Origin of the sequence: Campylobacter geochelonis (genome assembly GCF_013201685.1) — a bacterium.
Lineage (GTDB): Bacteria > Campylobacterota > Campylobacteria > Campylobacterales > Campylobacteraceae > Campylobacter_B > Campylobacter_B geochelonis.
Genome location: NZ_CP053844.1, coordinates 452099 through 469119 on the forward strand (window position 1 = coordinate 452099; position 17021 = coordinate 469119).

The window sequence follows — 17021 nt, forward strand, 5'->3', positions numbered from 1 at the left end:
AGGAGGTTACATGAACCCAACTGTAGCAAAAGTGTTATGGGCATTTACTGCTGTCATTGCTGCATGGTGCTTTGGTGTGTTAGCGCTTAATAATGGCGAAAGCATCAATGCTGTGTGGATGGTAGTTGCAAGTGTTTGTATATATCTAATCGGATACCGATTTTATGGACGATTTGTCGCATATAAGGTACTAGGGCTTGATGATAGAAGGGCTACGCCTGCTGTTATCGTAAATGATGGGCGAGATTACGTTCCAACCAACAAATATGTCCTTTTTGGTCACCACTTTGCAGCTATCGCTGGTGCTGGACCTCTTGTAGGACCTGTCGTAGCGGCTCAAATGGGCTATTTACCAAGTATGATTTGGCTTTTAGTCGGTGTTGTCATCGCTGGAGCTGTTCATGATTTTGTCGTGCTTTTCTTATCTGTTAGAAGAAATGGTAAAAGCTTAGGTGAGATGGTAAAAGATGAGATGGGCAAGGTTACTGGCGCGATTGCTATGATAGGAATTTTCTTTATCATGCTTATAATCGTTGCGATTCTTGCAATGGTTGTTGTAAATGCGTTGGCAAACTCACCGTGGGGATTTTTTACTATCGCTATGACTATTCCGATTGCGATTTTTATGGGAATTTATATGAGGTTTTTACGACCTGGTAAGGTTATAGAAGCTTCTGTTATCGGCTTTGTTCTTTTGATGTTTGCGTTATTTTATGGAAACCACATCGCAGCTGATCCTGAACTAGCTAAGTATTTTTCATTTTCTAAAATAACTTTAGCATGGATTATCATAGTTTATGGTTTTATAGCTGCTATTTTACCTGTTTGGTTCTTGCTAGCTCCAAGAGATTACCTTTCAACATTCCTTAAAATCGGCGTTATAGCTGCTATGGCGATAGCGATTTTGATAGTTGCGCCAGATCTTAAGATGGCTCCAGTTACTCAGTTTATCGATGGAACTGGCCCTGTTTTTGCTGGTAAGATGTTTCCTTTCCTTTTTGTAACTATCGCGTGCGGTGCTATTAGCGGTTTTCACGCACTTATTTCAAGTGGAACAACTCCAAAAATGGTTGAAAAAGAGGGTCAAACTCTATTTATCGGTTATGGTTCGATGTTAATGGAAAGTATGGTTGGTATCATGGCGCTTATTTCTGCTTGTATACTTGATCCAGGAATTTACTTTGCCATCAACTCTCCAGCATCGTTTTTAGGTGGAAGTGAAGTTATCGAAGCTGCTAGAAGAATTACTGAAATGGGCTTTGTTGTAACTCCAGAGCAGATTAACGAGCTTGCAAGTAACATAGGTGAGGGAACAATCCTAAGTAGAACTGGTGGAGCGCCGACATTTGCTATCGGTCTTACATATCTAATGCATGAAATTGCTGGTGGCGTAGAAGCTATGGGCTTTTGGTATCACTTTGCGATTTTATTTGAAGCGCTTTTCATCTTAACAGCTGTTGATGCTGGAACTAGAACTGGTAGATTTATGGTTCAAGATATACTTGGAAATATCTATAAACCTATGGCAGATACTAAAAACTGGGCATGGGGAATTTTAGGAACTGTGATTTGTGTTGCTGGTTGGGGATACTTGCTATATGCAGGAGTTACAGATCCAATGGGCGGAATTTACACACTTTGGGCGTTATTTGGCGCATCAAACCAAATGCTTGCTGGTATGGCATTGCTTCTTGCTACTGTTGTGCTTTATAAAATGGGCAAGTCAAAATACGCATGGGTTACAATCGTTCCAGCGATTTGGGTTTTGATAACTACTATGTATGCTGCGATTCAAAAACTTCTTCCAGCAAATGGCGAGAGAGTTCATGATGCAGTTAGCCATGTAGCAACAGCTCAAAATGCAGCTGCTAAGATAGCAACACTAAGCGATCCAAAAGCCATAGCTATACAAGAAGCTATCGTTAGAAACAACATCATAGACGCTGTTCTTTGCGCGTTGTTTATGTTTGTAACTGTTGTTGTTTTGGTTCAGACTTTTAGAATTTGTGCTAAGATAAAAAATGGCGATAAAAAGTCATATCCTTTAGCAGAAAGCCCTTATAAAAATGCGAGCGACTACGATGTCGTGGTGGGGCACTAAATTTGAGGCTATCAAAAAAGCTTATAATAATTTAGACAAAGCAATTTATCCTCTCATAGGGCTTCCAAGCTATGAGAAGTATCTTGAGCACTTTAAGAAAAACCATCCAGAGGGAACTCCTCTAAGCAGGAAGGAATTTTTTAAAGAGGCTCAAGATAGTAAAGAAAAAAACATAAAATGCTGATAAACTAACCAAGAGTGCGGTCGCACTTACAAACTCAAGCTAGAGCTAGACTCTAACTTTTATAAGCAGTTTTTGAGCCTAACTCAAGCGAGATTGCAGATTTAATTAGGATAAATTTAATAAATTTATCCTAAATTTCACAATTGCCAAAAAATTTACCCAAATTTTGATAAGATTAAAACTAAAAAAGGTTAAAAAATGATATTTATAGATGCATGTTTAAAAAAACCAACTCCATACACGCCAGTTTGGATGATGAGGCAAGCTGGAAGATACTTGCCAGAGTATATGGCTGTTAGACAAAGTGTTGGCGGGTTTTTAAATCTTTGTAAAGATTATAAAAAAGCTAGTGAGGTTACGATTCAGCCGGTTGAAATTTTAGGTGTAGATGCGGCGATACTTTTTAGCGATATTTTGGTTGTTCCACTTGAAATGGGTATGGATTTGGAATTTGTCAAAGGTGAAGGTCCTAAATTTAACAACCCTGTTAAAACTAGCGAGGATTTAGAAAGACTTGATGCGCAAAAAGCGGCTAAAAATTTAAGCTACGTTTATGATACGATTAAACTAACTAGAGAAAATTTAGCTAAAGATAAAGCGCTAATCGGCTTTTGTGGCGCTCCGTGGACGGTTGCAACATATATGATAGAAGGTGGTGGGACAAAAAATTATGCGATTTGTAAAAAGATGCTTTACTCAAACCCGCAGTTTTTGCACCAAATTTTGGCTAAAGTTACAGAAGCGACAAAGCTATATCTTGAAAATCAGATAAAAAGTGGCGTAAATGCGGTTCAAATTTTTGATAGTTGGGCGAGTGCATTAGAAAAAGATGCCTTTTTTGAGTTTAGTTGGAAGTATATCATCGAGATAGTTGAGTATCTAAAGGCGAAATATCCATACATCCCGATTATCGTTTTTCCAAAAGGAATTAGCGGATATTTAGATAAAATCGATGGAAATTTCGATGTTTTTGGCGTGGATTGGAGTACTCCGCTTGAGATTGCGCGCGATGTTTTAAGCGATAAATTTGTTCTACAAGGAAATATGGAGCCAACTAGACTTTATAGTAAAGATGCGATAAAACAAGGCGTTGAACAGGTTTTACAGACTATGAAAGGTAAAAATCACATCTTTAACTTAGGTCATGGAATTTTACCAGATGTGCCAGTTGAAAACGCAAAATACTTCATAAAACTAGTTCAAGAACTAAGCCAAAGATAAATTTCTTGCAGTTTTGAATGCTTTTTTAAGCGTGGACTCATATATTGAGTGTGAGAGCGATTAAACATAACTAGCGAAAATTTTAGATTTTGCAAGGTTGGTTTTAAAAAATTTAAAAGGCTTTTTAGTCTTTTAAATTTATCCAAACTAAAATTTAATAAATTTGGCTAAAAATAAATCAAAGTCTAGTTTAAGTTTAAAATAGAAATTTATAAATTTAAAAGACAAATTTTTATGCCTGCTTTTAATAAAACTAAATTTAGAAATTTTTTACCGTGCCTATAAGCGTTTTTGCTGTCTCTTTTAAGCCGATAAATGCTTGAGAGCTATGAGCTAAAATGTCTAAAGCCCTTTTTGTATCATCAGATACTTTTCCTACGCTTTGGAGTGCTTTTGTAAAAGCGTTAATACCAGCTATACCGCCTTTTACATCTACTTCAAATTTGCTTTTTAAAACATTCATAATTTAGCCTTTATATGGTATAATTTGCTAACATTATCAAAGGATAAAAAATGCTTTATGAGATAAGTGCTACATCTGTTATCATGGCTCTTATTTATCTTTGTTATGCTTATATCAAAGATACAAGACTTGCTGTCAAAGAAAGCGAGCTTCAACGTTTTGTCGATAAAGCAAATAGAGGCGAAGAGCTTTTTTTGGATGATTTTCCAAACCTTAGTAAAGAGGATATCAAAAAGTATATTGACCCGAATGCCAAATTTTATGAGCTTAAAGACAATTCTAGCTTTACGAATTTGAGCCAGTATAAAGATAATATTATAAAAAACGCCCTTAACAATCGTAAATTTGGTATCTAAAACCCAAAGCACAACCTCATCTCCTTTTCTATATCTTTATCTTTTTGTTTTACTCTTTTGCTTATAAAAAAGTCATCAAACCTTATCTTAGCGCCCATAAAAGATGATAACATCATCATAATTTGTGCAAGCATAAGCTCAACTCTATCATCGCCAAAAGGCTCTAAGGCGTAAAACTGCGCCCACTCTAATATCTCTGCATCACTTAGTCTATGCTCTAACTCAGCAACGCCCATCTTAAGATGTGAGGCTAGTTTAAATTTAAACCGCCTCTCATCATCTAAGACTTTTTTTCAGCATTAAACCCATTTATAGCGTCTGATACTTCAGTTATGCCTGCCATTACGCTTAAAGGGTTTTGTTAAAAAATACGATTATTTTTCTTTGGCTGGCTGTTTTTCAAGCGATTTTTGCATTTAAGTTAATTATTGTCTTTAATGAAGACATTATAAATGCTTAAAATGAGAACGATTTATTGCTAGCGTTTGGTGGATTAAAATACTTTGTAAATTTTCTAAATCATCTATAAGTTAAATCTAGCACAACGTAAAGTCACTAAAAAAGATAAAGCAACTTAAATTTATAATTTTAGAGGGAAATTCCCTCTAAAATCAGTTTCCATTTAGCTTATAAGAAGCACGCAAAAATATATCAAGCCCCGCTGATAAGGTCTTTTCATCGAAGTCAAAACATGAGTTGTGGTGTCCTGCGCTTAGGTTTGAACCTATCATCATATAACCACTTTGTCCGCCTTGCTTTTGCACAGCTCGCATAAAGTGCGCGAAGTCTTCGCACGCTCCAAAGTCGAAATTTTTGACTATTTTATCATCTTGGATAAATGGTGACTCACTTGCTGCTTCGTAAAAAAGCTCAGTCACAAAAGGGCTACTATCCCCTCCTGCTGTGCCTCCTGTTTGTGTTATTTCGTATTCAACGCCATGAATTTTTGCCACGCCTTCTACGATATCAAAGCATTTTTGACGCATAAAGTCATTTAGCTCAGTTGTCTCACCTCTTGTTTCACACGCTATATAGCCATTTGGCGCGATGACATTTCGCCCCTCTCCAGCTCTTAAAACACCAACATTTATCCTAGTCACGCCTTGTGAGTTTCTTGTTATGCCATGCATCGCTAAAGCAGCTTCTGCTGCGGCAAGAAGAGCGTTTCTTCCAGCTTCTGGCTCGCCTGCTGCGTGGGCTGATTTACCTGTAAAATTTACATCAAATTTTGAAGTTGCAAGAAATTTATTTACCCCACAAATCACGCCACCGCTCACTTTTGCTTGAAAGCCGATGTGAGCGCCAAGTAAGTAATCAACCCCTTTTAAAAACCCAGTTGGCTCCATCGCAACCGCGCCTCTACAACCCTCTTCGCCAGTTTGGAAGATAAACATAAATTTGCCATTAAATTCGCTTAGGTTTTCAGCCAACGCCTTTGCGAGTGCAAGTCCGATTGTTATATGCCCATCGTGTCCGCACGCGTGCATTTGACCAGGAATGGTTGAAATAAATCCATCTTTAGCAGGTCTGTGAGAAGAGCTAGCATTTTCTGTAACATCAACGCAATCAATGTCAAATCTAAAAGCAGTAGTTTTGCCATGTCTTTTAGTATCGATAGTCGCAACAACGCCAGTTAAGCCATCTTCTAACACATCAAGGTATTTTGCCTCTTTATCACTTAAAAGAGCTTTTGCTCGTTCTTTTGCCTCTTGTTGTTTTTGGCTTGTGCCTACGCCAAGACGCGAGTTTACATCGACAATTTCGCGCCCCATTTTAAGTGTGTAGCCATAAGAGTCAAGCAAAGCAGCAATCTTAGCGGTGGTATAAAACGTAAACCAGCCAGTCTCTGGAGTCTTGTGAAAAAGCCTTCTGTTTTCTATCATCTCATCTTGCAAATTTGCAACTATTTTTCCGATATCGCTCATTTTACACCTCGTTTGATAAAGTTATGATTGTTTTTGTTAATAAATTTGCACCAAGCACGCTATCTTCTATCTTTATGCTCTCTTTTACGTTGTGGCTAATGCCATCTTTGCATGGGATAAAAATCATACCGATGTGGCTTGCCGCACAGTCTAAATTCATCGTATCATGCCCAGCGCCACTGGGTAAATTTAGCGTTTTTATACCTAAATTTAAGGCTTCGTTTTCAAGTGTTTTTATAATTTTTTCACTTAGTTTTACAGGAAAGCTTCTTGAAAGCTCTTTTAACTCATAGCTAATGTCTTTGTTTGAACAAATTTGCTTTATTGCGTTGGTGACATCTTTATCTAGCGCTATTAAGTCATCTTTGCAAATATCTCTAAGATCGATTCCAAGTCTAGCGCTTCCTGGTATTACGTTTAAAACTCCTGGAGTTGCTTCTACAAAGCCAACTGTTCCAACGGCGGTTTTATAGGCTTTTGCACATTTTTCTATAGCAATGATAATCTCACTTGCGCAAACTAACGCGTCTTTTCTCATACTCATCGGAGTTGCGCCAGAGTGATCGGCTCTACCATTTAGCGTTAGTTCATAGCGAATCGGCGAAGCGATGCCAGTTACTATGCCAACTGGAATTTGCTTAGCTTCTAAAACTGGACCTTGTTCGATGTGAAGCTCTAAAAAAGCATAAATTTGGTTATCTTTTAGGGTTTGATTTTCTAAGTTGTCTATGTCATATCCGCACGATTTTGCTGCTTGATAAATGCTAATGCCTGATTTGTCTTTTATCTCTTTTAAATTTGATAAATTTAGTTTTTTTGTGATGGCTTTAGAGCCGACTGTTGCGTGGTTAAAACGGCTTGACTCTTCGCAAGAAAATACAACAAGAGTTATATCTCTAAGGTGTGGGATTTGCTTTTCTTTGATAGTTTGTAGTGCTTCAAGCGAGCAAATCACTCCTAGTGGACCATCGTAAAATCCACCCTCTTTAACACTGTCTAAATGCGAGCCAGTCGCAACTGGAGGTAGGTTTGAATCGCTTCCTTTTAAAGTAGCAAAGATATTTCCTATCCCATCAACTTGCACCTCTAAACCAGCATTTTTGGCTAAATTTATAAGGTATTTTTTAGCCATTTCCTCTTCTTTAGAAAATGCAAGCCTTGTAAGTCCACCGCCTTCTAAAGCGCCAAATTTAGATATCTCTTCTAAATTTTGCTTCAACCTTTGAGCATTTACCATATAAAGCTCCTTGTAGTCAAGTTTTTATAAATTTATCTGTATTATACTTAAACTAATTTAAATAAGACTGATTTTATTTTTGTTTAAAATAAAATTTATATTTTTAGTATCATAAAAATCAATCCAAATTTGTAGCCTAAATGACACTAGCTTTTGTTACTATAACTTGCGAAATTTAGTAAAAGAGCTAGAATGATTTTATATAAAAAAGATATCATAAAAGATGAAGAGAGCGAGTTTAGGTCAATTTTTATATCTGATTTGCATCTAGGGACTAAATTTGCAAAAAGCAAAGAGCTTTTGGAATTTTTTAAATACACCAAAAGTGAGAATTTATATCTAGTTGGCGATATTATCGATGGTTGGGCTATAAAACGTAAAATTCACTGGGCGCAGTCACACTCTGATGTTGTACAAAAAATTTTAAAAAAAGCCAGAAAAGATACATCGGTTTTTTATGTCAGTGGAAATCACGATGATTTTTTGCGCGGATTTTTGCCTTTAAGGCTTGGGAATTCGCTTGAGATTAGAGATTGTTTTGATTATATATCGTTAAAAGGCGAGAGATTTTTGGTAACTCATGGTGATTTTTTCGATAGTGTTACGATGACAAAAAAGTGGCTAGCTATGCTCGGAAATATAGGTTATGACTTTTTGTTAAATGTAAATCAACAGCTAGTTTGGGTTTGTCATAAGCTTAAAATCCAAAGCCAATGGTCGCTATCTGCATATGTAAAAGAAAATGTCAAAAGTACTGTAAATTTTATAACTGATTTTGAAGATATTTTAAGCACTCACGCAAAGAAAAATAAGTATAATGGCGTGATATGTGGGCATATACACAAAGCTGAGATTAGAAGTATAGATGGAGTGGTTTATGTTAATTGTGGGGATTGGGTTGAGTCTTGTACTGCAGTCGTAGAAACGCTAAATGGGGAGTTTAAACTGATAAAATGGATATAAAATGCAAATAGCTTTATCTTTAAGTGGTGGAGCGGCTAGAGGAGTGTTTCATCTTGGAGTTTTGGCTAAATTTGATGAGGTTGGTATAGAAGTTGGCGCGATTTCAGGTAGTAGTATAGGCTCGATGATTGGCGTTTGTTATGCCGCTGGTATGGGAGCAAAAGAGATTTTAAAAGTAGTAAAAACAAAAGAATTTAAAAAGGTTTTTAAGATAAATTTACCATACAAAAGCCTCGTTAAAATCGATAAAAACGCCAACGCGATAAAAGAGCTTTTGCAAGTTGATAGGCTAGAAAATTTGCTAGTTAAAACCTATGTTGGTTGCGTTGATTTATATAGTGGCAAAATGGAGTATTTTAGTAGCGGAGATACGCTTAAAATAGTTCTTGGAAGCTGCGCGTTGGTGCCGATTTTTGAACCTATAAGATATGAAAACTATCTTTTAGCTGACGGGGGATTTATGGATAATATGCCACTTGCTCCACTTAAAAAACATAAGCTTAAAATAGTCGGAGTTGATTTGCACCCAACGTCAAAATTTAGTCCAAAAAGTTCGATTAGCTACACTACAAGGGCGCTTTCTTTGATGATGTCTTCATCTATAAAAAGACAACAAAACAGCTGCGATGTCTATATTAGCAACCCAAATTTGGCTAACTTTAGTCTATTTAGTTTTAAAAATTTTGATGAGATGTTTGAATTAGGCTATAATAGCGTAAATAAGGAAATTATAAAGAAAATTAAGGAGCGAGTATGACTCTAAGTGTGTTTGACTTAGATAAGACTTTGATTTTAAAAGACAGTTATGATTTGTGGCATGAGTATCTTTTAGAAGAGGGGATTTTAAGCGAGGATTTTATAGCTAAAAATAACGAAATGATAGAGCTTTACGACTTAGGAAAGCTAAATATGGATGAGTATATAAAATTTTCAGTCCAGTCGCTAAGTAGGCTAAATTTAGATGAAATTTCAGCTTTAATGCCAAAATTTTTAGCCAACAAAATCTCACATATAATCCACGATGATGCCAAAAAATGGATAAAAAACGCAGACCACAAGCTTATCATCTCAGCCACGCCAGAATACGTCGTAAAACCAATCGCAAATTTACTTAAGGTTGATGAGTGTATCGGAGTTAGGTTAAAAGTGCGAGATAACTACTATATAGGCGAGTATCACAAGCCTTTAAGCTTTCAAGAGGGCAAGGTTGAAGCGCTTAAAATTTGGCTTATGGATAAAAGCTTAAAGCCAGATAAAATCATCTTTTACACAGACTCTATAAACGATCTTGCGATGTGTGAGTTTGCCGATGAAACATACTGTGTAAATCCAGATCCAAAACTACGACAAATCGCAAAAGAGCGAGGTTGGAGCATTTTAGAGCCAAGAATTTAGCCAAATTTTGCTTGATTTATAGAGGTTTTGCATGTTTGATTTTAAAGCTAAATTTAGTGTTTTTGTGCGAAATTTTATAAATTTACAGGCTAAATAAATTTTTAAAATTTCTGCAATAAAATAAATCAAAATATTTAAATTAGCTCTAAATTTACTCTTTAAATATATCGCAAAAATGCCTTAATAAAGTGAAATTTAGAGCGTACTTAACTAAATTTACAAGCCTAAACAAACTATGTAAAATTAGCATATAAAGCTTGTTTGGTTTAACGATACTTCGCGTAAGTGTAAATTTAACATTTTACTTGAGTTTGCTGGAGTATCGGTATGTAGTAAAGTTTGAATTTAATTAAGTAAAAAATGTTACTGGTATAAATTTATTAAAATGAGCATTTTGTGTTTTTAAAATATTTCTGGATTAATTTTGATTAAACAAGCTTTATTTGGATAGTTTTATAACAAGCTGATGGTTTTTTAAACGCGAATTTATCACGTTTTTAGCGTAAATTTAGCAAGATTAAATTTAAAATTTTTTATAGAAAAAGGCGAGTTTAATCATAAAGTAAAAGCTAAAGCCAGATAGAAAATTTCTACTTAGTTTTAAATTTATCCAAACGCGCTAATTTGGATAAATTCTTTTCAGTTATACTAAATTTATAGACTGATTTTATAAAAATTTAGCCAAATTTTTCTTTGAAACTAAAGTTAAATTTACAAACCAAATTTAGGCACTAAATTTACTTAGCCACTCGATTTTAGCTAAATTTATCTTCAGTTTTGGCTTGACTTAGCAACCTTTATTCGCAATTTTTTAAAAACTCATCTTTAAATTTAACATAGTTTTGAGCCGATTCTAAAAGGCTTTTTGCCTCTTCATCGTTTAGTTGCCTAACGAGTTTTGCTGGACTTCCTAAAATCAAAGAGCGAGGTGGAAAAACCTTGCCTTTAGTTATGACGCTTCCTGCACCAACTATACTCTCGCACCCGATTTTAGCACCATCCATCACGACTGCATTCATGCCTACTAAACATCTATCATCAATCTTGCAAGCATGAATCACACAGTTATGCCCGATAGTCACATCATCGCCGATGATAGTTGGATATCCAGCGTCTAAAAGCTCACCATCTTCGCTATAACTAGCATGCCAAACATGGATAGTTGTTAGATCTTGCACGTTGGTTCTTTTGCCGATTTTTATGTAATTAACATCGCCTCTTAAAACGCAGTTAAACCACACGCTACTATCTTCTCCAATACTAACATCGCCGATAACTTTCGCTCCATCTGCTATAAATGCGCTTTTTGCAACATTTGGCGATATGTTTTTAAATTTAATCATTTTATTTTTCATCTTTAAACTCGCACACATTTCCAACTGCTTGTTTGCACGGAACTGCCGAAACTGAGTTGTTTGGCGAGCCATCGACTAGTTTATCGGAGTAGACTAAGTAAATAAAAGTTTGGGCTTTTTCATCAAACATTCTAACAACGTGAGTCTTTTTAAAAAGGATAGAGCTTCGTTTTTTAAATATATCTTCCTCTTTTTTCACATCGCCAAATACAACGATTTTAGAATCTGTTTGCACGCAAGAAACAGAAGCGTCGCTTGTATCTTCTTCAAGCCCCACCAGTTCGCTTGTACCACCTTTTTTAGCATAAGATACATAACAGGTTACGCCATCAACTTTTGGATCTTTTACTGAAATAACTTCAATGCGATCGTTTTTGCCAAGCAGCTTCCACGCAGTCGATACTGAGCCGATGAAGTTGTGTTCGTTTGCTGATAACAAAACAGCAAAACAAGTTAAAATCATAATTTTTTTCATGTTACATCCTTTTAAAAAAATTTTATCTATTTAAAGTAAATTTTTAAGTTGATTAAGCAAAATTTAGATACAATTAATTTCCAGAAAATGGAGCGTAAAATGTCATATAAACACAAAGATTTGCTAGGCACAAGAGAGCTTAGTAGGGATGAAATTCTGTTTTTTCTGGATAGTGCGAAAGAATTCAAAAATTTAAACAATCAAAGCATTAAAAAGTCAGATAACTTGCGTGGCAAAACTGTTATCAATGCTTTTTTTGAAAACTCAACGAGAACTAGAATCTCGTTTGAAACTGCAGCAAAACGCCTCGGAGCGGATGCTATAAACTTCTCAGCCGCCCAAAGTAGCACTAAAAAGGGCGAAACGCTAATTGATACTATTAGAAATATGGAAGCTATGAAAACAGACATTTTTGTCGTGCGACATGAGTGTTCGGGAAGCGCTGAATTTATAGCTAAAAATACAGACGCAAGTATTGTAAATGGAGGAGATGGGCTAAACGAACATCCAACTCAAGCTTTGCTAGATCTTTTTACTATACGTGAAAACAAAGGTAAATTTGAAGGGCTAAATGTCGCGATTATAGGCGATATCGAGCACAGCAGAGTCGCACGAAGTAACATATGGGCGATGCATAAGCTAGGTATAAATGTTCGCCTTTTCGCGCCTCCGATGATGATGCCTCACAGAGTAGAAGTATTTGAGTGCGAAGTGGCAAAAACTATGGAAGAAGCGCTTGATGGCGTTGATGTTATCATGATGCTTAGAATTCAGCTAGAACGTCAAGGTGGTGCGGTTGCGTTTCCATCAGGAAGAGAATATAGCAAATTTTTTGGACTTAACAAAAACCGTGTAAAACTAGCAAACCCTAATCCGCTAATCTTTCATCCAGGTCCTATAAATAGGGGAGTTGAGATAAATTCAGATGTGGCTGATGGAGAGCACTCTTTTGTGCTAAATCAAGTTGAAAATGGAGTTGCCGTTAGAATGGCAGTTTTAGATATATTAAATAAAAATCGAGGCTAAAAATGAAAATTTTTATCAAAAACGCAACTATCGTAAATAGCGACAAAACCATACAATCAAATATATTAATAGATGGCGAAAATATCGCCAAAATCACAGATGAAATCCTAGAAGCCGATGAAGTTATAGACGCAACTGGTAAATTTGTAGTGCCAGGGCTAATCGACATGCACGTTCATTTCCGCGATCCTGGATATGAGTATAAAGATGACATTAACTCTGGAAGCGAAGCAGCAGTCGCTGGTGGCGTAACAACTGCACTTCCTATGGCAAACACAAACCCAGTAAATGATAATGCTGTTATCACAAGAGATATGATAGCAAAAGCCAAAGCTAGAGGGCTGATTGACCTTTTGCCAATCGGCGCGATAACTAAAAAGCTAGGCGGTGAGGGAATAACAGAGATGGGCGATATGACGCAAGCTGGAGCGGTGGCGTTTTCTGATGATGGGTTGCCGGTTAGTTCAAGCGATGTTATGAGGGCTGCGCTTGAATACTCAAACCACTTTGGCTCATTTGTCATAAGCCACTGTGAGGACTGCTCGATGTGTAGAACTGGCGTTATGCACGAGGGAAAAGTCTCAGCCATACTTGGACTAAAGGGCATGCCAAGAGAAAAAGAAGAGATAATGGTAAGTAGAGATATGCTCTTAGCTAAGCTTACTGGTGGGCATATCCATATCGCGCACGTTAGCTCAGCGTGGTCTTTAAAGATGATAGAAATGGCTAAAAAAGAGGGCATAAATGTAACTTGTGAAGCAACTCCGCACCATTTTACTTTTACGGATGAAAATTTGATGAGTTATGATACAAACTTTAAAATGTCTCCACCACTTCGCGAAGTAAGCGATAAAGAGGCGGTTAGAAATGCGCTAAAAAGCGGTTTAGTAGATGTTATAGCCACAGATCATGCTCCTCATCTTGATGATGAAAAATTTGTTGAGTTTGACAAAGCGCCATTTGGTATCATCGGACTTCAGACTTTAGTTCCGCTTAGTTTAAAGCTTGTTGAAGAGGGCGTTATAAGCCTTGAGCGAATGGTTGAATTAACTTCAACAAACCCAGCGCGGATTTTAAAACTAAACAACAAAGGTAGGATTAAAGAGGGATACTTAGCCGATATTGCTATTATTGATCCCAATTTAGAATATATTTACGATGCCAAACTTAACAAATCTAAGTCTATAAATTCGCCTCTTTTTGGTAAAAAACTTAAAGGCGCGGCGGTTATGACTATAAAAAGTGGCAAGATAGTTTGGAATTTTCCAAATTTGTTAATTTGAGTAAAAAAATTTAAAAAAGTCTTGACAAAAAGAAATAATTTTTATATAATTACATTTCTTTTTTCAGGCATTCCGGATTAGCTCAGCGGTAGAGTAGTCGGCTGTTAACCGATTGGTCGCTGGTTCGAATCCAGCATCCGGAGCCACTTCATTTAAATTATTTATCAAAATATAAGATTATAAAATAGCTTAAAAATTTTATCAAAATGTTTATTCTAAATTTAAAATCAATTTTTACATAAAAAAATATCTGAAATGATTATAAAATATTATATTTTAACAACAAAACTAACATCTAAAAAACAAATTTACAAAACCCTGCCGCAAAAACATAAATTTAAGGTATAATATCAGATTGATTTAGATACAGACTTACACTCTTAAACTTACATCAACAAATACACAAAAAAAGAGAGATATGCAAATAAACGAATTTAGCATTTTTGGTTTAGACCAAAACATCGAACAGGCCCTGCTTGAAGCAGGATTTAAAACTCCAAGTCCAGTGCAAAAAGAGGCGATTCCGCTCGCACTTGAGGGCTTTGATATGGTGGTTCAAGCCCACACTGGCACAGGAAAAACAGCAGCATTTGGACTTCCTATAATGAGCAAAATGGTATGCGATGGCAGTATTGAAACGCTTGTGGTTACCCCAACAAGGGAACTTTGTATACAAGTTAGCGATGAGCTTTACAGACTTGGCAAATACAAAGGCGTAAAAACAGCTAGCATTTATGGCGGACAAAGTTATTCAAGACAAATTTCACAAGTAAATGGTGAAGCTTCTATCATCGTAGCGACTCCAGGAAGGCTACTTGATCTTTTAAAATCAGGCAAAATTGAAATAAATCCTAAATTTATCATCTTAGATGAAGCTGATGAAATGCTTGATATGGGCTTTTTAGATGATATTAAAGAAATTTTAAAATTTACTCCGCCAAGCGCGCAAAAGCTGCTGTTTTCTGCGACTATGCCAGAGCCGATTAAAAAAATCGCAAAAGAATTTCTACACGACGCAAAATATGTAAAAATCGTCTCTGATACCTCTACAAATGTAGATATCGAGCAAGAGTATTATGTCGTAGAAGAGAGCGAGAGAACGGACGCCACTATAAGATTAATCGACTTTTATGAGCCACAAAAAGCCATTATTTTTTGTCGTATGAAAAAAGAAGCCGACGCACTTGCTCATACGCTTTTAGCAAAAGGTCATCCATCAAAAGCTTTGCATGGCGATATGGATCAAAAAGATAGAGAAGCGACAATTAGAGCATTTAAAAAAGGCGATGTTGAGATACTTGTAGCTACTGATGTCGCTGCTCGTGGGCTTGATATTGACGGTGTTAGTCATGTTTTTAACTATCACATCCCGTTTAATCCACAAAGCTATGTTCACAGAATCGGAAGAACCGGTAGAGCAGGGCATAAAGGACTTGCTATAACTCTTGTTAGCCCACAAGAATTTCGTGATTTGCAACGTATAAAACAAAGTGTTGGCGGAACGATTTCGCATAAATTTATCCCATCTTTGGATGCTATGAGCGAGGATTTAAACAACAAATTAGTTGAGCAAATTTTTAACTATGAAGTTGATGAAAACGCACCAAAAATCCTAACCGCGCTTGAAGAGGTGCTAACTCCATCGCAGATTGCTTATAAGATGATTTCGATTTTGCTTGATGCAAACCAACTATCTGGTCCTCAAAGCATAGGACTTGATGCGCAAAATATCGAGAGAATTTTAGAAAAGTATAAAAAAGGCGCTAACGACAAATCAAGAAATTCTCGCCAAAGACGAGGTTCAAGAGATGGTCGCGATAGTAGAGGAAGCAGAGATAGTAAACGCTCTGGTTATAAAAAAGATGGCGCTAGAGATAGTAGAAGCGAAGGCAGAAGCGAGTTTAAAAAAGACGATAGAAGAAAAAGCGAAAGTAGTTTTAAACAAAGCGATGCTAAAAAAAGGCGACTCTAAAAGAAGTGATAGCAGAAGAAGTGATGATAAATCTGCTAAATTTAAAGACAAAAAGCCACGTTCAAGCAAATTTTAATCAAGCTTGAAGCATAGATTTTAGCTTTAAAGCTAAAATTTCTTTTAAAACCGTTGATAAATTTGGTTTATGAAACCGCGTTTGCTTTGGTTTTAAAAGGCTTTTTTGATTTTCACTAAATTATACAAATTTAAAAATATATAAAAATTTAGCTAAAATTTATTTTTAAATACGGCTAAAATACTTCGCGATTTATTGTTTATTTTGTTTAGAATGCAAGGAAATAAGCATAAAAATAGGATTTAACTACAGCAAAAATTTATAGTGTTAGTAAGACTTCAAGTATCTTTAGGCTATAAAATTAGCCGGTAAATTTAGCTCACATTATTTACTTTCAAAACATAAAAACGTAAATTTAATACCACGTTTAAATTTTTCAATATAAAAGAATTTATCATTGTTAGTTGAGCTATTGCTTTTTAGGATTTGGTCATAGTTTAGGGTTGTAATACTAAAATCTTTTTAAAATTGTCTAATTTGAATGCTAATCTTATAAAATTTTTAAATTTAAAATGGTAAAAGCAGATAAATTTGCATTTATTCGCGTTGTGGTTGTAGTCTGAAATTATATAAAAAGATTAAATTTGAAGCATTTTTGCTATCTTGTTTTAATGCTTTTGTTGTGCGATACGGTTTTTTAGCTAAATGATTTTAAATTAGATTTGCATTTTTTGCAATTTTGTTTTAAATTTTTGCATTATTTATTTTACAAATATAAGTGTTTTTTATCAAAGTATTTGTGATATATAGGAATTTAAATAATTTTGGATTATAAATTTAGTTCATACATCATGTAAATTTGTGTAAGAAAATTTATAAATAAAAATAAAATTTTAGCCAAAAAACAGGATAAAACCCACATTTAATTAACTTAAATTCAGAAATAAACTCAACCTAAATTTAACACTACTTTTCTTATAGAATACTTAAAGTATATAAAATGTATAAGTTATCCAAAAGTAAAATTCATAACTTGTATTTAATTTTCT

Annotated in this window: 16 protein-coding genes and 1 tRNA gene; 11 read left to right on the forward strand and 6 right to left on the reverse strand. The window is 35.4% G+C overall.

Annotated features, from left to right (window positions below):
* Positions 1-10: 10 nt before the first annotated feature.
* The 3 genes from CGEO_RS02175 to hemE all read left to right on the forward strand — a co-directional run bounded on the left by CGEO_RS02175 (position 11) and on the right by hemE (position 3506).
* Positions 11-2101 (forward strand): carbon starvation CstA family protein, encoded by a 2091-nt coding sequence (locus CGEO_RS02175; protein WP_075531492.1) that lies wholly within the window; start codon positions 11-13, stop codon positions 2099-2101.
* The gene (kcuS, locus tag CGEO_RS02180) at positions 2082-2285 is read left to right on the forward strand and encodes a KCU-star family selenoprotein (RefSeq protein ID WP_075494102.1); all 204 of its coding nucleotides are present in this window, start codon (positions 2082-2084) and stop codon (positions 2283-2285) included. The genes CGEO_RS02175 and kcuS overlap by 20 nt, the downstream gene beginning before the upstream one ends.
* A gap of 198 nt (positions 2286-2483) precedes the next feature.
* Positions 2484-3506, forward strand: coding sequence for a uroporphyrinogen decarboxylase (hemE, locus tag CGEO_RS02185; RefSeq protein WP_075540411.1), 1023 nt, complete (start codon positions 2484-2486; stop codon positions 3504-3506).
* A 259-nt stretch (positions 3507-3765) separates the two neighbouring features.
* On the opposite strand, the gene CGEO_RS02190 is transcribed toward hemE, so the two are convergent.
* Positions 3766-3969: a hypothetical protein gene (locus tag CGEO_RS02190; protein ID WP_075540412.1), complete on the reverse strand. Its 204-nt coding sequence runs from the start codon at positions 3967-3969 to the stop codon at positions 3766-3768.
* A gap of 50 nt (positions 3970-4019) precedes the next feature.
* Between CGEO_RS02190 and CGEO_RS02195 the strand changes: the two genes are divergently transcribed.
* Positions 4020-4325: a hypothetical protein gene (locus CGEO_RS02195; protein ID WP_075540413.1), complete on the forward strand. Its 306-nt coding sequence runs from the start codon at positions 4020-4022 to the stop codon at positions 4323-4325.
* Here the strand turns inward: CGEO_RS02195 and CGEO_RS02200 are convergent.
* The 3 genes from CGEO_RS02200 to CGEO_RS02210 all read right to left on the reverse strand — a co-directional run bounded on the left by CGEO_RS02200 (position 4322) and on the right by CGEO_RS02210 (position 7487).
* Positions 4322-4561: a phage tail assembly protein T gene (locus tag CGEO_RS02200; protein WP_075494109.1), complete on the reverse strand. Its 240-nt coding sequence runs from the start codon at positions 4559-4561 to the stop codon at positions 4322-4324. The genes CGEO_RS02195 and CGEO_RS02200 overlap by 4 nt on opposite strands.
* A 375-nt stretch (positions 4562-4936) precedes the next feature.
* Positions 4937-6250, reverse strand: a complete 1314-nt coding sequence (locus CGEO_RS02205) for an amidohydrolase (protein ID WP_075540414.1) — start codon at positions 6248-6250, stop codon at positions 4937-4939.
* A 1-nt stretch (position 6251) separates the two neighbouring features.
* The gene (locus CGEO_RS02210) at positions 6252-7487 is read right to left on the reverse strand and encodes a M20 family metallo-hydrolase (protein WP_075540415.1); all 1236 of its coding nucleotides are present in this window, start codon (positions 7485-7487) and stop codon (positions 6252-6254) included.
* A gap of 192 nt (positions 7488-7679) precedes the next feature.
* Between CGEO_RS02210 and CGEO_RS02215 the strand changes: the two genes are divergently transcribed.
* From CGEO_RS02215 to CGEO_RS02225, 3 genes are read left to right on the forward strand one after another with little or no spacing between them, the layout of a single operon-like run.
* Positions 7680-8450, forward strand: a complete 771-nt coding sequence (locus tag CGEO_RS02215) for a UDP-2,3-diacylglucosamine diphosphatase (RefSeq protein WP_075540416.1) — start codon at positions 7680-7682, stop codon at positions 8448-8450.
* 1 nt (position 8451) lies between these two features.
* Positions 8452-9207, forward strand: coding sequence for a patatin-like phospholipase family protein (locus tag CGEO_RS02220; protein WP_075494117.1), 756 nt, complete (start codon positions 8452-8454; stop codon positions 9205-9207).
* Positions 9204-9845 (forward strand): HAD family hydrolase, encoded by a 642-nt coding sequence (locus tag CGEO_RS02225; protein WP_075540417.1) that lies wholly within the window; start codon positions 9204-9206, stop codon positions 9843-9845. The genes CGEO_RS02220 and CGEO_RS02225 overlap by 4 nt, the downstream gene beginning before the upstream one ends.
* A 797-nt stretch (positions 9846-10642) precedes the next feature.
* Here CGEO_RS02225 and CGEO_RS02230 read toward each other — a convergent pair.
* On the reverse strand, positions 10643-11188 hold the full coding sequence (locus CGEO_RS02230; protein WP_075494224.1) for a gamma carbonic anhydrase family protein: 546 nt from the start codon (positions 11186-11188) through the stop codon (positions 10643-10645).
* Position 11189: 1 nt separating this feature from the next.
* Positions 11190-11675 carry a CreA family protein gene (locus CGEO_RS02235; RefSeq protein WP_075531496.1) on the reverse strand — a complete coding sequence of 162 codons (486 nt, stop codon included), beginning with the start codon at positions 11673-11675 and terminating at the stop codon, positions 11190-11192.
* Between the two features lie 99 nt (positions 11676-11774).
* Here CGEO_RS02235 and CGEO_RS02240 point away from each other — a divergent pair, with 99 nt between their 5' ends.
* The 4 genes from CGEO_RS02240 to CGEO_RS02255 all read left to right on the forward strand — a co-directional run bounded on the left by CGEO_RS02240 (position 11775) and on the right by CGEO_RS02255 (position 15956).
* Positions 11775-12701 carry an aspartate carbamoyltransferase catalytic subunit gene (locus tag CGEO_RS02240; protein ID WP_075540418.1) on the forward strand — a complete coding sequence of 309 codons (927 nt, stop codon included), beginning with the start codon at positions 11775-11777 and terminating at the stop codon, positions 12699-12701.
* 2 nt (positions 12702-12703) lie between these two features.
* Positions 12704-13984, forward strand: a complete 1281-nt coding sequence (locus CGEO_RS02245) for a dihydroorotase (protein WP_075494125.1) — start codon at positions 12704-12706, stop codon at positions 13982-13984.
* Positions 13985-14055: 71 nt separating this feature from the next.
* Positions 14056-14130: transfer RNA gene (locus tag CGEO_RS02250), tRNA-Asn, on the forward strand.
* A 272-nt stretch (positions 14131-14402) separates the two neighbouring features.
* A complete protein-coding gene (locus tag CGEO_RS02255) occupies positions 14403-15956 on the forward strand; it encodes a DEAD/DEAH box helicase (protein WP_075540419.1) in 1554 nt (517 codons plus the stop codon).
* Positions 15957-17021 lie beyond the last annotated feature (1065 nt).

Excerpts from the sequence above, each read along its gene's own strand:
- CGEO_RS02200 (WP_075494109.1), bottom strand. The coding sequence starts at position 4,561 with ATGGGCGTTGCTGAGTTAGAGCATAGACTAAGTGATGCAGAGATATTA.
- CGEO_RS02220 (WP_075494117.1), top strand. The coding sequence starts at position 8,452 with ATGCAAATAGCTTTATCTTTAAGTGGTGGAGCGGCTAGAGGAGTGTTT.
- CGEO_RS02225 (WP_075540417.1), top strand. The coding sequence starts at position 9,204 with ATGACTCTAAGTGTGTTTGACTTAGATAAGACTTTGATTTTAAAAGAC.
- CGEO_RS02230 (WP_075494224.1), bottom strand. The coding sequence starts at position 11,188 with ATGATTAAATTTAAAAACATATCGCCAAATGTTGCAAAAAGCGCATTT.
- CGEO_RS02195 (WP_075540413.1), top strand. The coding sequence starts at position 4,020 with ATGCTTTATGAGATAAGTGCTACATCTGTTATCATGGCTCTTATTTAT.
- CGEO_RS02235 (WP_075531496.1), bottom strand. The coding sequence starts at position 11,675 with ATGAAAAAAATTATGATTTTAACTTGTTTTGCTGTTTTGTTATCAGCA.
- CGEO_RS02190 (WP_075540412.1), bottom strand. The coding sequence starts at position 3,969 with ATGAATGTTTTAAAAAGCAAATTTGAAGTAGATGTAAAAGGCGGTATA.
- CGEO_RS02210 (WP_075540415.1), bottom strand. The coding sequence starts at position 7,487 with ATGGTAAATGCTCAAAGGTTGAAGCAAAATTTAGAAGAGATATCTAAA.
- CGEO_RS02215 (WP_075540416.1), top strand. The coding sequence starts at position 7,680 with ATGATTTTATATAAAAAAGATATCATAAAAGATGAAGAGAGCGAGTTT.
- CGEO_RS02245 (WP_075494125.1), top strand. The coding sequence starts at position 12,704 with ATGAAAATTTTTATCAAAAACGCAACTATCGTAAATAGCGACAAAACC.
- hemE (WP_075540411.1), top strand. The coding sequence starts at position 2,484 with ATGATATTTATAGATGCATGTTTAAAAAAACCAACTCCATACACGCCA.
- CGEO_RS02255 (WP_075540419.1), top strand. The coding sequence starts at position 14,403 with ATGCAAATAAACGAATTTAGCATTTTTGGTTTAGACCAAAACATCGAA.
- kcuS (WP_075494102.1), top strand. The coding sequence starts at position 2,082 with ATGTCGTGGTGGGGCACTAAATTTGAGGCTATCAAAAAAGCTTATAAT.
- CGEO_RS02205 (WP_075540414.1), bottom strand. The coding sequence starts at position 6,250 with ATGAGCGATATCGGAAAAATAGTTGCAAATTTGCAAGATGAGATGATA.
- CGEO_RS02175 (WP_075531492.1), top strand. The coding sequence starts at position 11 with ATGAACCCAACTGTAGCAAAAGTGTTATGGGCATTTACTGCTGTCATT.
- CGEO_RS02240 (WP_075540418.1), top strand. The coding sequence starts at position 11,775 with ATGTCATATAAACACAAAGATTTGCTAGGCACAAGAGAGCTTAGTAGG.